Annotated in this window: 11 protein-coding genes and 1 rRNA gene; 2 read left to right on the top strand and 10 right to left on the bottom strand. The window is 69.7% G+C overall.

Annotated elements, in window-relative coordinates:
- The 4 genes from ABT106_RS00745 to thyX all read right to left on the bottom strand — a co-directional run.
- Window positions 1-172, bottom strand: a 16S ribosomal RNA gene (locus tag ABT106_RS00745); the annotation flags it as partial.
- 625 nt (window positions 173-797) lie between these two features.
- Window positions 798-2,483 carry a ribonuclease J gene (locus ABT106_RS00740; RefSeq protein WP_351270250.1) on the bottom strand — a complete coding sequence of 562 codons (1,686 nt, stop codon included), beginning with the start codon at window positions 2,481-2,483 and terminating at the stop codon, window positions 798-800.
- 114 nt (window positions 2,484-2,597) lie between these two features.
- Window positions 2,598-3,497, bottom strand: coding sequence for a 4-hydroxy-tetrahydrodipicolinate synthase (gene dapA / locus ABT106_RS00735; protein WP_351270247.1), 900 nt, complete (start codon window positions 3,495-3,497; stop codon window positions 2,598-2,600).
- Between the two features lie 200 nt (window positions 3,498-3,697).
- Window positions 3,698-4,438 (bottom strand): FAD-dependent thymidylate synthase, encoded by a 741-nt coding sequence (thyX, locus tag ABT106_RS00730; RefSeq protein WP_267717462.1) that lies wholly within the window; start codon window positions 4,436-4,438, stop codon window positions 3,698-3,700.
- Window positions 4,439-4,673: 235 nt separating this feature from the next.
- Between thyX and ABT106_RS00725 the strand changes: the two genes are divergently transcribed.
- On the top strand, window positions 4,674-4,913 hold the full coding sequence (locus ABT106_RS00725) for a hypothetical protein (protein WP_351270243.1): 240 nt from the start codon (window positions 4,674-4,676) through the stop codon (window positions 4,911-4,913).
- 48 nt (window positions 4,914-4,961) lie between these two features.
- The gene (locus ABT106_RS00720; RefSeq protein WP_351270240.1) at window positions 4,962-5,522 is read left to right on the top strand and encodes an SCO5741 family PH domain-containing membrane protein; all 561 of its coding nucleotides are present in this window, start codon (window positions 4,962-4,964) and stop codon (window positions 5,520-5,522) included.
- Window positions 5,523-5,579: 57 nt separating this feature from the next.
- Here ABT106_RS00720 and ABT106_RS00715 read toward each other — a convergent pair whose 3' ends face one another.
- From ABT106_RS00715 to eccD, 6 genes are all read right to left on the bottom strand, one after another.
- On the bottom strand, window positions 5,580-6,032 hold the full coding sequence (locus ABT106_RS00715; protein WP_351270238.1) for a tetratricopeptide repeat protein: 453 nt from the start codon (window positions 6,030-6,032) through the stop codon (window positions 5,580-5,582).
- 10 nt (window positions 6,033-6,042) lie between these two features.
- The gene (gene dapB, locus ABT106_RS00710; protein ID WP_351270235.1) at window positions 6,043-6,795 is read right to left on the bottom strand and encodes a 4-hydroxy-tetrahydrodipicolinate reductase; all 753 of its coding nucleotides are present in this window, start codon (window positions 6,793-6,795) and stop codon (window positions 6,043-6,045) included.
- Between the two features lie 44 nt (window positions 6,796-6,839).
- The gene (locus ABT106_RS00705) at window positions 6,840-8,219 is read right to left on the bottom strand and encodes a M16 family metallopeptidase (RefSeq protein ID WP_351270232.1); all 1,380 of its coding nucleotides are present in this window, start codon (window positions 8,217-8,219) and stop codon (window positions 6,840-6,842) included.
- Window positions 8,216-10,441, bottom strand: a complete 2,226-nt coding sequence (locus ABT106_RS00700; protein WP_351270266.1) for a polyribonucleotide nucleotidyltransferase — start codon at window positions 10,439-10,441, stop codon at window positions 8,216-8,218. The genes ABT106_RS00705 and ABT106_RS00700 overlap by 4 nt, the downstream gene beginning before the upstream one ends.
- 313 nt (window positions 10,442-10,754) lie before the next feature.
- Entirely contained in the window at window positions 10,755-11,042 is a 288-nt protein-coding gene (gene rpsO / locus ABT106_RS00695; RefSeq protein ID WP_030718724.1) for a 30S ribosomal protein S15, read from the bottom strand.
- Window positions 11,043-11,224: 182 nt separating this feature from the next.
- Window positions 11,225-12,712: a type VII secretion integral membrane protein EccD gene (eccD, locus tag ABT106_RS00690; protein WP_351270229.1), complete on the bottom strand. Its 1,488-nt coding sequence runs from the start codon at window positions 12,710-12,712 to the stop codon at window positions 11,225-11,227.
- Window positions 12,713-12,870 lie beyond the last annotated feature (158 nt).

The raw sequence follows: 12,870 nt of genomic DNA, 5'->3' as shown, positions 1-12,870 counted from the left end.
TATCCGGTATTAGACCCCGTTTCCAGGGCTTGTCCCAGAGTGAAGGGCAGATTGCCCACGTGTTACTCACCCGTTCGCCACTAATCCACCCCGAAGGGCTTCATCGTTCGACTTGCATGTGTTAAGCACGCCGCCAGCGTTCGTCCTGAGCCAGGATCAAACTCTCCATGAATGTTTACCCGTAATCGGGTGCACACACACTTAGAGCGGGACAATCAAGTCGGAATAAGACCGATCATCCACAACGTCCTCGCTGTGTAATCGCCTGCAAGCACACCGGAAACCCGGAGCCCCACAGGACTTTTTCAAAGGAACCTCATCCACCGAAATGGACGGGGTATCAACTTCTGGCGTTGATTTTTGGCACGCTGTTGAGTTCTCAAGGAACGGACGCTTCCTTTGTACTCACCCTCTCGGGCTTTCCTCCGGGCTTTCGTTCTGTTCTTGCGTTTCCGACTCTATCAGACTCTTTCGGGCCCGATTCCCGGTCGAAGCGGGATTCGCTTTCCAGGTATTCGCTTTCGCGCTTTCCTTTCCGGCGATTCCGACTCTACCAGATTCATTTCCGTGTCACTGTCGACTGGATTTGAATTCCGGCGGCCTGCGGAGGGCCATTCCCTTTCGGGTGGACCAGACTTTATCAGGTCTCCCTGAGCAGTTGATCCCACCCGCTCGCGTGCGTACGGGCACACATGTGTGCCCGGGTGCCGTGCGAGGTGGAGACGTAAACGTACTGGAGCGGGGCCCCCGGATGCAAATCCGGTTGCCCCGCTCCCGTGGGGTCGCTACGGCGGAGGTCAGACCTCGACGACGACCGGGAGGATCATCGGGCGGCGACGGTAGCTGTCCGAGACCCACTTGCCCATGGTCCGCCGGATGAGCTGCTGGATCTGGTGGGGCTCGGCCACGCCGTCGGAGGCGGCGCGGGCGATCGACTCCTCGATCTTCGCGAGCACCGGGCCGAAGGCCGCGTCGTCGATGCCGGAGCCGCGGGCCTGGATGTTCGGGCCACTGACGATCTTGCCCGTGGTGCTGTCCACCACGACGTAGACCGAGATGATGCCCTCGTCACCGAGGATCCGGCGGTCCTTGAGCGAAGCCTCGGTGACGTCGCCGACCGAGAGGCCGTCCACGTACACGTAGCCGGCCTGGACCTTGCCCGAGATGCGGGCCTTGCCGTCGATGAGGTCGACGACGACGCCGTCCTCCGCGATGACGATGCGGTCCTTCGGGACGCCCGTCAGGGCGCCCAGCTCCGCGTTGGCGCGCAGGTGGCGCCATTCGCCGTGGACCGGCATCAGGTTCCGCGGCTTGCAGATGTTGTAGAAGTACAGCAGCTCGCCGGCGGAGGCGTGGCCGGAGACGTGCACCTTGGCGTTGCCCTTGTGCACGACGTTCGCGCCCCAACGGGTCAGGCCGTTGATCACGCGGTAGACCGCGTTCTCGTTGCCCGGGATCAGGGACGACGCCAGGATCACCGTGTCGCCGGGGACGATCCGGATCTGGTGGTCGCGGTTGGCCATGCGGGACAGGGCCGCCATCGGCTCGCCCTGGGAACCCGTGCAGACGAGGACGACCTCGTGGGCCGGCAGGTCGTCGAGGGTCTTGACGTCCACGACGAGGCCCGGCGGGACCTTCAGGTAGCCCAGGTCACGGGCGATGCCCATGTTGCGGACCATCGAGCGGCCGACGAAGGCGACCCGGCGGCCGTACTCGTGGGCGGCGTCCAGGATCTGCTGGATGCGGTGCACGTGGCTGGCGAAGCTGGCCACGATGATCCGGCTGTGGGCGTTCGCGAAGACCGTGCGCAGCACGTTGGAGATCTCGCGCTCGGGGGGGACGAAGCCCGGGACCTCGGCGTTCGTCGAGTCCGAGAGGAGGAGGTCGATGCCCTCTTCGCTCAGGCGCGCGAACGCGTGCAGGTCGGTGAGGCGGTTGTCCAGCGGGAGCTGGTCCATCTTGAAGTCGCCGGTGGCGACGACCAGGCCCGCGGGGGTCCGGATCGCGACGGCCAGGGCGTCGGGGATGGAGTGGTTGACGGCGATGAACTCGCAGTCGAAGGGGCCGAGGTTCTCGCGCTCGCCTTCCTTCACCTCGAGGGTGTAGGGGCGGATGCGGTGCTCCTGGAGCTTCGCCTCGATGAGGGCCAGCGTCAGCTTGGAGCCGATCAGCGGGATGTCCGGCTTCTCCCGGAGGAGGTAGGGGACGGCGCCGATGTGGTCCTCGTGGCCGTGCGTGAGCACGATGCCCTCGATGTCGTCCAGCCGGTCCCGGATGGACGAGAAGTCCGGAAGGATCAGGTCGATGCCCGGCTGCTCCTCCTCGGGGAAGAGGACGCCGCAGTCGACGATCAGCAGGCGGCCGTCGAACTCGAAGACGGTCATGTTGCGACCGATCTCACCGAGCCCGCCCAGGGGGGTGACCCGGAGGGCGCCCTTGGGGAGCTTCGGCGGCAGGCCGAGTTCAGGATGCGGATGGCTCAAAAGTCTCTCCTCACCACACGCGCCACGTACCTCGGAAGGCACGTGGCGCGCATGTCATTCGTGCACTTGCTGTTGTCGGGTGGGGTCGTGCTTGTTCAGTTGTGAAGTCTGTTGTCAGAGCTGTACCCCGCCGGCGGCGAGGTCGAGCTTGAGCCGCGCCGTCTCTTCGGCGGTCAGCTCGACCAGCGGGAGCCGCAGCGGGCCGGCGGGCAGGCCCTGCAGGCCCAGCGCGGCCTTGGTGGTCATCACGCCCTGGGTGCGGAACATGCCGGTGAAGACCGGCAGCAGCCTCTGGTGGATCTCGGCGGCCTTCTGGACGTCTCCGCCCAGGTGGGCCTCCAGCATGGCGCGCAGCTCGGGGGTGACCACGTGGCTGACCACGGACACGAATCCGACCCCGCCGATGGACAGCAGGGGCAGGTTCAGCATGTCGTCGCCGGAGTACCAGGCCAGACCGCTGCGCGCCATGGCCCAGCCGGCGAGGCCCAGGTCGCCCTTGGCGTCCTTGTTGGCCACGATGCGGGGGTGCTCGCCGAGCCGGACCAGGGTTTCGGTGTCGATGGGGACACCGCTGCGGCCGGGGATGTCGTAGAGCATGACCGGCAGGCCGGTCGCGTCGGCGATGGCCGTGAAGTGCCGGAAGAGGCCCTCCTGCGGCGGCTTGCTGTAGTACGGGGTGACGGCGAGGAGGCCGTGGGCGCCCGTGCGCTCGGCCTCGCGGGCCAGCTCCAGGGTGTGCCGGGTGTCGTTCGTACCGATGCCGGCGACCACGTGGGCGCGGTCTCCGACGGCTTCGAGGACGGCTCGTACGAGGTCGTTCTTCTCCGCGTCGGTGGTGGTCGGCGACTCACCGGTGGTGCCGTTGACGATCAGGCCGTCGTTGCCTGCGTCGACCAGGTGGGCGGCGAGCCGCTGCGCGCCGTCGAGGTCGAGTGCGCCATCCGCCGTGAACGGCGTGATCATGGCGGTGAGGACCCGCCCGAAGGGGGTCTGCGGAGTCGAGATCGGAGCCATGGGTAACACGCTACTCGCTGCCACGCTCGTGGTGTCCCCTCGGGGGACGTCAACGGGGTGTTGGACGCCGGCACTGCCTGCTCGGGGGTTCAGGCAGTGCCGGGTCCGTTTGATCAGCCTAGATGAACTTTCCGAAACGCCGCAATACGGACACTTGGGACTTGAGTCCGTACATCTGTACGTCGCGGACGTAGCGGCGCTTACGGGGCAACGCGACCGTTGCCGTTGAAGGCCGAGTACGTGAGCGGCATGAGCCGCGCCCAGTGCTGCTCCATCTTCTCGCCGACCATCTCGATCTCCCGCTGCGGGAAGGACGGCACGGCCGCGAGCTCGTGCTGCGTACGGAGACCGAGGAAGTGCATCAGCGAGCGCGCGTTGCACGTGGCGTACATCGACGAGAAAAGACCGACCGGCAGGACCGAACGGGCAACCTCCCGGGCCACGCCCGCGTCGAGCATCTCCTGGTACGCCTGGTATGCCTGGAGGTAGGAGTCCTCCATGACGCGCCCGGTCAGCTCCTGCTGCGCCCGGGTGCCCTCGACGAAGACGTACTTGCCCGGGCGGCCCTCCTGGACGAGCTTGCGCTCGGCGTCGGGGACGTAGAAGACCGGCTCGAGGTTCCGGTAGCGGCCCGACTCCTCGTTGTAGGACCAGCCCACGCGGTGGCGCATGAACTCGCGGAACACGAAGATCGGGGCGCTGATGAAGAAGGTCATCGAGTTGTGCTCGAAGGGACTGCCGTGGCGGTCGCGCATCAGGTAGTTGATCAGGCCCTTGGAGCGCTCCGGGTCCTTCTGGAGCTCCTCCAGGGACTGCTCGCCGGCCGTGGAGACCCGGGCGGCCCACAGCACGTCGGAGTCGGCGGCGGAATGCTTGACCAGCTCCACCGTCACATCGCTGCGGAAGCTGGGTTTCAGATCTGAAGCGGCGGTGTCGCTCACCGGGGTCCTTCCAAACGTGCGTCCTGGGGCGCGCCCACTCTACGTCGCCGACCGCGTCGCCCCGCCCACGCGCACGCGGGCCGGCGGGGGCCCGGACGAGCTGACGCGGCGCCATGAAATTTGGTTGATGTGCCGGAATCCGGCACCGATCGGACGTCCCGGACGTCATAACGGGTAGTACGCGCATCCACCCGCCGCCCCGTTCCGGGGCCCCATAGCGAGGAGAGCCGCTCCCATGTTCCGCCGGCGCGAACCCGTCCCGTTCGCCTTCGTCGCCGAGGCCGACCGTTTCCGCAGCAATGTCACTCCGCCGCCGCGCGAGAGTCTGAGCAAGACCCAGATGGCCGCCCGTAGTCTGGTCGGGCTGACCGTGGTGGCGGGGCTCGCCGGCTCGCTGCTCTTCGGCATGCCCGCACTGCAGCCGAGCAAGGCACCCGAGAAGTCGCAGCAGTCGGAGGCGTCCGAGGGGCGGTAGCCTCACGGGCACAGCCCAACCGAACGTGCATGTGAGTGAGGTACAGCCGTGCCCCTGCCCTTCCTGACGGCCGACGGCGTGTTCGACGCGGACGAGGAGAGCGACGACGTACTCCCCCACGCCGACCACGACCGCTGGCGGCGGCCGTACCGGCCCGGTCCCTGGCGGGTGGCCATCGCCGCGCTGCTGCTCCTGCTCTCCGCCTTCATGCTGCTGGCCACGATGATCGTCGCCTTCGCGGGCACCTGGGGCGGGGCGTCCGTCTGCCTCGCCGCCGCGCTCTGCGTGGTCGGCTCGGCGCTGCAAACGCTGCGTACGGGCGTATGGGTGAACCGTACGGGCCTGCGCCGGATCGGGTTCTTCGGGACCCGCACGATCGCCTGGAGCGAGGTCGCCGAGTTCCGCACGGTGCAGCAGCCGGTGCGCTGGCTCGGTCTGCCGCGGACCGTGCAGGGGCAGGCCCTGATGGTGGACGCGCGCGGTGGTGCGGAGCTGCCGGTGCTCCTGACCGACCACAACGCCGACTTCCTGTCCCGGTCGGAGGCCTTCGACCGGGCCGCCGACACGCTCGGGGCGTGGGCCGACGAGTACCGGCCCGTGCCCGCCTGACGCGCGCCGCAGCGGCGTACGAAGGCCCGCGAGGGCCCGTGGAGGCCCGTACGGGGATCAGCCCTGGACGGGCCTTCCGGCGTGCAGGGCGATCGCCCGCTGCATGGCCTTGCGCGCCCGCGGGGTGTCGCGGGCGTCGTGGTAGGCGACGGCCAGACGGAACCAGCTGCGCCAGTCCCCCGGCTCGTCCTCGGTTTCGGCCCTGCGGCGCGCGAAGACCTCGTCGGCGGAGTCCCGCAGGATCCGCCCGTACCGGTCCCGCTCCAGCTCGTCCACGGGCAGGCCGCCCTCGGCCTCCAGCTCGGCTCCGAGCTGGTTGGCCCGGGTGACGAACTGCGTGTTCTTCCAGAGGAACCACACGCCGATGACCGGCAGGATCAGCACGGCCACCCCGAAGGTCACGGTGAGCCAGGTGCCGTGCCGGATCAGCATCAGGCCCCGGCCGCCGGCCAGGACGAAGTAGACGACCAGGACGGCGGCCGTGAGGAAGTACGTGATCTTCGCGCGCATAGTCGTGCCGTCAGCCCAGGTCGAGGAAGTGTTCCAGGCCGAAGGTCAGGCCCGGGGTCGCCGTGACGCGGCGTGCGCCGAGCAGGATGCCCGGCATGAAGCTGCTGTGGTGCAGCGAGTCGTGGCGGATGGTCAGCGTCTCGCCCTCGCCGCCGAGGAGCACCTCCTGGTGGGCCAGCAGGCCGCGCAGGCGGATGGCGTGCACCGGGACCCCGTCCACGTCGGCGCCGCGGGCGCCGTCGAGGGCCGTGGCGGTGGCGTCGGGCTGCGCGCCGAGGCCGGCCTCGGCTCGGGCCGCGGCGATCAGCTGCGCCGTGCGGGTGGCCGTGCCGGAGGGGGCGTCGGCCTTGTTGGGGTGGTGCAGCTCGACGACCTCGACGGACTCGAAGTAGCGCGCCGCCTGCGCGGCGAACTTCATGGTGAGGACAGCGCCGATGGAGAAGTTCGGGGCGATGAGCACCCCGGTCTCCGGCGATCCGGCCAGCCAGGTGTTCAGCCGGGCGAGGCGGTCCTCGGTCCAGCCGGTGGTGCCGACCACGCCGTGGATGCCATGGCGGACGAGGAACTCCAGGTTCTCCATCACCGAGTCCGGGGTGGTCAGCTCGACGGCGACCTGGGCACCGGCTCCGGTCAGCGTCTGAAGCTCGTCGCCGCGGCCGAGGGCCGCCACCAGCTCCATGTCGTCGGCGGCCTCGACCGCCTTGACCGCCTCGGCGCCGATACGGCCGTGGGCGCCGAGGACTGCCACGCGCAGCTTGCTCATCTTGGGTCCTTCACAGGTCGGCACAGAGGTGTGTGCGTACGGATCTAGGCGACCGCTTCGTCGAGACGGGCCGCCTGCTTCTCCTTCAGCGGGCCGATCACCGCGAGCGAGGGCCGCTGGGTCAGCACGTCCCGCGCGACCGAGCGGACGTCGTCCGGGGTCACGGCGGCGATCCGGGCCAGCAGGTCGTCGACCGACATCTGGTCGCCCCAGCACAGCTCGCTCTTGCCGATGCGGTTCATGATCGCGCCGGTGTCCTCCAGGCCGAGGACGGTGGAGCCGGAGAGCTGGCCGATGGCCCGCTTGATCTCCTCGTCAGCGAGCCCGTCCGCGGCGACCTTGTCGAGCTCGTCGCGGCAGATCCGCAGGACGTCGTGGACCTGGCCGGGCCGGCAGCCCGCGTACACGCCGAAGAGACCGGTGTCGGCGAAGCCCGAGGTGTACGAGTACACGCTGTAGGCGAGGCCGCGCTTCTCCCTGACCTCCTGGAAGAGACGGGAGGACATGCCGCCGCCGAGGGCGGTGTTCAGCACGCCCAGGGCCCAGCGGCGCTCGTCGGTGCGGGCGAGGCCCGGCATGCCGAGCACCACGTGGGCCTGCTCGGTCTTGCGGTTGACGTGCTCCACGCGCCCGGCGGTGCGGATGCGCCGGGTGCCGGTGCGGGGGCCTACGGGCTCGGCGTCGGTGTGCCCGAGGGCGCCGGCCTTCTCGAAGGCCGCGCGGACCTGGCGTACGAGCTTGTTGTGGTCGACGTTCCCGGCGGCCGCGACGACGAGGTGCCTCGGGTCGTAGTGCTTCTTGTAGAAGCGGCGGATCCGGTCGGCGCCCAGCGCGTTGATCGTGTCGACGGTGCCGAGGACGGGACGGCCCAGCGGGGTGTCCCCGTACATCGTCCGCGCGAACAGGTCGTGGACCACGTCGCCCGGGTCGTCCTCGGTCATCGCGATCTCTTCGAGGATGACGCCGCGCTCGGCGACGACGTCCTCCTCGCGGATCAGCGAGCCGGTCAGCATGTCGCAGACGACGTCGACGGCCAGCGGCAGGTCCGTGTCGAGCACCCGCGCGTAGTAGCAGGTGTACTCCTTCGCCGTGAAGGCGTTCATCTCGCCGCCGACCGCGTCGATCGCGGCGGAGATGTCCAGGGCACTGCGCTTCTCGGTGCCCTTGAAGAGGAGGTGCTCCAGGTAGTGTGTGGCGCCGTTCAGGGTCGGCGTCTCGTCACGGGAGCCGACGTGGGCCCAGATGCCGAAGGTGGCGGAGCGGACGGAGGGCAGCGTCTCGGTGACGATGCGCAGCCCGCCGGGGAGCACGGTGCGCCGGACGGTGCCGATGCCGTTGCTCCCCTTGAGCAGGGTTTGGGTACGGGCGACGGCCCGCGCCTCCGAAGAGGGGCGGGCCGTCACACGGGAACTACGCGACATCACTTGTCGGAGTCGTCCTTGTCAGCGTCGTCGTCGCCGGCGGCCTCGCCGTCGATCACGGGGATCAGGGAGAGCTTGCCGCGCGAGTCGATCTCGGCGATCTCCACCTGGACCTTGGTGCCGACCGCGAGCACGTCCTCGACGTTCTCCACGCGCTTGCCACCGGCGAGCTTGCGGATCTGCGAGATGTGCAGCAGACCGTCCTTGCCGGGCATCAGGGAGACGAAGGCACCGAAGGTGGTGGTCTTGACGACCGTACCCAGGTAGCGCTCGCCGACCTCCGGCATGGTCGGGTTGGCGATCGCGTTGATCGTGGCGCGGGCGGCCTCGGCGGCCGGACCGTCGGCGGCACCGATGTAGATGGTGCCGTCGTCCTCGATCGTGATCTCGGCGCCGGTGTCCTCCTGGATCTGGTTGATCATCTTGCCCTTGGGCCCGATGACCTCGCCGATCTTGTCGACCGGGATCTTGACCGTGATGATCCGCGGGGCGAAGGGGGACATGGCGTCCGGCGTGTCGATCGCTTCCATCATCACGTCGAGGATGTGGAGGCGGGCGTCGCGGGCCTGCGTGAGGGCGGCGGCCAGGACCGAGGCCGGGATGCCGTCGAGCTTGGTGTCCAGCTGGAGCGCGGTGACGAACTCCTTGGTACCGGCGACCTTGAAGTCCATGTCGCCGAAGGCGTCCTCCGCACCGAGGATGTCGGTGAGGGCGACGTAGTGGGTCTTGCCGTCGATCTCCTGCGAGATCAGGCCCATGGCGATGCCGGCGACGGGGGCCTTGAGGGGCACACCGGCGTTCAGCAGCGACATGGTGGAGGCGCAGACCGAGCCCATGGACGTCGAACCGTTGGAGCCGAGGGCCTCGGACACCTGACGGATCGCGTAGGGGAACTCCTCGCGGGTCGGGAGGACCGGCACGATGGCGCGCTCGGCGAGCGCGCCGTGGCCGATCTCGCGGCGCTTGGGCGAGCCCACGCGGCCGGTCTCGCCGACGGAGTACGGCGGGAAGTTGTAGTTGTGCATGTAGCGCTTGCGGGTCACCGGGGAGAGGGTGTCCAGCTGCTGCTCCATGCGGAGCATGTTCAGGGTGGTGACGCCCAGGATCTGGGTCTCGCCACGCTCGAACAGCGCCGAGCCGTGCACGCGCGGGATGGCCTCGACCTCGGCGGCGAGGGTACGGATGTCCGTGATCCCGCGGCCGTCGATGCGGACCTTGTCCTTGATGACGCGCTCGCGCACCAGGGCCTTGGTCAGGCTGCGGTAGGCGGCGGAGATCTCCTTCTCGCGGCCTTCGAAGGCCGGGAGGAGCTTCGCGGCGGCGATCTCCTTGACGCGGTCCAGCTCGGCCTCGCGGTCCTGCTTGCCCGGGATGGTCAGCGCCTGGGAGAGCTCGCCCTTGACGGCGGCCGTGAGGGCCTCGTACACGTCGTCCTGGTAGTCCAGGAAGACCGGGAACTCGCCCTCGGGCTTGGCGGCCTTGGCGGCCAGGTCGGCCTGCGCCTTGCACAGGGCCTTGATGAACGGCTTCGAGGCGTCGAGACCGGCGGCCACGACCTCCTCGGTCGGCGCCTCGGCGCCGCCCTTGACGAGGGCGATGGTCTTCTCGGTGGCCTCGGCCTCGACCATCATGATCGCGACGTCACCGTCGTCGAGGGTGCGGCCGGCGACGACCATGTCGAAGACGGCGTCCTCGAGCTCGGTGTGCGTCGGGAAGGCGACCCACTGGCCGCGGATCAGCGCGACGCGGACGCCGCCGATCGGGCCGGAGAAGGGCAGGCCCGCGAGCTGGGTGGACGCGGACGCGGCGTTGATCGCGACGACGTCGTACAGGTGGTCCGGGTTGAGCGCCATGATCGTGGCGACGACCTGGATCTCGTTGCGCAGGCCCTTCTTGAAGGAGGGGCGCAGCGGGCGGTCGATCAGGCGGCAGGTGAGGATCGCGTCCTCGGAGGGCCGGCCCTCGCGACGGAAGAAGGAGCCGGGGATCTTGCCGGCCGCGTACTGCCGCTCCTCGACGTCCACCGTGAGGGGGAAGAAGTCGAGCTGGTCCTTGGGCTTCTTCGACGCGGTGGTGGCGGACAGCACCATCGTGTCGTCGTCCAGGTAGGCAACGGCGGAGCCGGCGGCCTGGCGGGCCAGACGGCCCGTCTCGAAGCGGATGGTGCGGGTGCCGAAGGAACCGTTGTCAATGACGGCCTCGGCGTAGTGGGTCTCGTTCTCCACTAGCGTTTTCTCCATTTTCGTCGTCTCCGTCCGCCGCCCGTGTGGCGGTGGACGGTTGCGGAGAAGCGCTCCTGGCGTGCGGGCCGGTCTTCGATCGAAGCATCCGGTTCGGTGCCCGTGGGGGCATTCCGGGTGCCACTACCGAGGACCGGCGGCGTAGGGAGGGCGCTCCTCCTCTTCAGTTGTGCACGTCCTGCGTCTTCCTCGGACGTGCACGTGCGTCCGTGTCCAGACTACAAAGGGTCCGGTCCGTTGCGCACGTACGGCAAAGGGAGCGGCCCCCGGATGTGGGAACCGCTCCCTTCACGGCGTGTTACTTGGCGCCGGCCGCACCGCGGCGGATGCCGAGGCGCTCGACCAGGGCGCGGAAGCGCTGGATGTCCTTCTTGGCCAGGTACTGCAGCAGACGGCGGCGCTGGCCGACCAGGATCAGCAGACCACGACGGGAGTGGTGGTCGTGCTTGTGCGTCTTGAGGTGCTCGGTCAGGTCCGAGATACGGCGCGAGAGCATCGCGACCTGGACCTCGGGGGAGCCGGTGTCGCCCTCCTTGGCACCGAACTCGGTGATGATCTGCTTCTTCGTAGCGGCGTCGAGCGGCACGCGTACTCCTCGTGATAGGTCTTCGTTGCCACCGAGTGCCCCAGGTCTGAGTCTCTGGGGAGCTTCCGTAACTCGGGAGGCGGGGTCCGCTGAGCGCAGTCCACAGATCCTGGTGAAGGGTCCGGGGGACGCGTACACAAACGGCCGTCACACAGCGTACCAGGCTGCCGCATCCCGCCGTCTCAGCCGGTGAGCGACCGGACGCGGGAGTAGACGTCGAGCACCGCGAGGGCCAGCGGCACCAGGCTGAGCAGGACCGCGGCCTCGGTGAGGTCGAGGAGCCGCCCCCAGAAGGGTGACAGACCCTTGCGGGGAATGACCAGCGCGATTCCGGCGAGGAGGGCCGCGCCCGCGATCACGGCGGCGGAGAGCCAGAGCGTACGGACGGTGAGGTCGGCGGCGAGGAGGGTCGGCGGGTTCAGCGCCAGGCCCAGGACGAGGAGCGCGGCAGCGGCGAGGCCCGCGGTCAGGGCGCAGACCACCTGGGAGGTGTAGCGGAAGAGGCGGGCGCGCAGCAGCATGGCCAGGCCGGTGGCCAGCGCGAGCAGGCGGCCCCAGGTGTTGTCGGAGAAGCCGAGCACGGCGGCCGCGCCGACGGTGACGGCGGCGCAGCCCGCGACCAGGCCGAGCAGCATCTCGTGGCCGCGGCGGGCCTGGGCGGCGATCTGCCCGGCGTCGAGGGAGGCGGCCTGGTCGTGCGGGTCGGAGCCGGACGGGTCACCGTACGGGTCGGTCTCGTGGCGGTCCGCGGTGTCGCTGTACTCGACGTACTCGGCGGCGCTCCGCGGGGCGGCGTAGCCGATCGGCAGCCGGGCGAAGCGGGCGGAGAGGCCGGGGAGGAAGGCGACGAGGCCGATGGCCGCGGGTGCGCAGACGGCGGCGGTGGAGGTGGCGGAGGCTCCGGCGGCGATGGCGGCGAAGGTGGCGAGGGTTCCGGTGGCGGCGACGAAGGTGGCCGCCACGAAGGGGGCGTCGCCGCTGGGGGTGAGCGCGACCAGGGCGACGGAGGCGATGAGGACGCAGGCGCAGCCCAGCAGGAACTGGAGCCGGCCGGGGCCCTGGCCGGCGGCGGGGGCGATGATGCCGGAGCCGGCGATCAGCAGGTGCGGGAGGGCGGCGAGGCCGAGGGCGACGGCGGAGCCGCGGTCGCGGTAGACCCGGGCGCGGACGCCGGCCACGGCGGTGAGCAGGACGCCCGTGGAGCCGGCGATGACGCCGGCCAGGCCGTGCATGTCGTGGCGGACGGGGTCGGCGTACCAGAGGACGAACCCGAGCATGGTGAACAGGAGCGCGGCGCCGGCCAGGCCCGCGCCGCGGAGCATGTCGTCGCTCCAGCGGTGCCGGTCGCGGACGACGGCGGAGGCCACCGCGTCGGAGACGTCGTCGAAGACGGCGGGCGGCAGGGAGTCGGCGAAGGGGCGCAGACTCAGCACCTCGCCGTCGAGGACCTGTTGGGCGGCGAGCGTGCGGGCGCCGTCGAGGACGGTGCCGGAGCGGCGGACCAGGTGGAAGCCGGTGGGGGCGCCGACGGGCTGCGTCTGGCCGGTGAGGCGCAGCAGTTCGGGGTAGACGTCGGCGACGGCGATGTCCTCGGGGAGGGCGACGTCGATCCGGCTGTCGGGGGCCACGACGGTGACCCTGCAGAAGCCCGTCGTTGCGGCCGTACTCACCTGTGTGCCCCCCTGGTTGGCGCCCGCGTCCGCGGTTGATTCGCGGTTGCGCATGCTGCGCGCGCCACCCTACCGGGCGTCGGGCGGGCTGTCGGCACGTAGGATCACCACCCCCGGCCACCGCCGGGAGATGACCCCGGGCGCAGAAGCCCCCCGAA

The sequence above is a fragment of the Streptomyces sp. NPDC002044 genome (assembly GCF_040296725.1).
Lineage (GTDB): Bacteria > Actinomycetota > Actinomycetes > Streptomycetales > Streptomycetaceae > Streptomyces > Streptomyces antarcticus.
The sequence above is the reverse complement of the archived record's forward strand: the minus strand, read 5'-3'. Positions and strand labels throughout refer to the sequence as shown.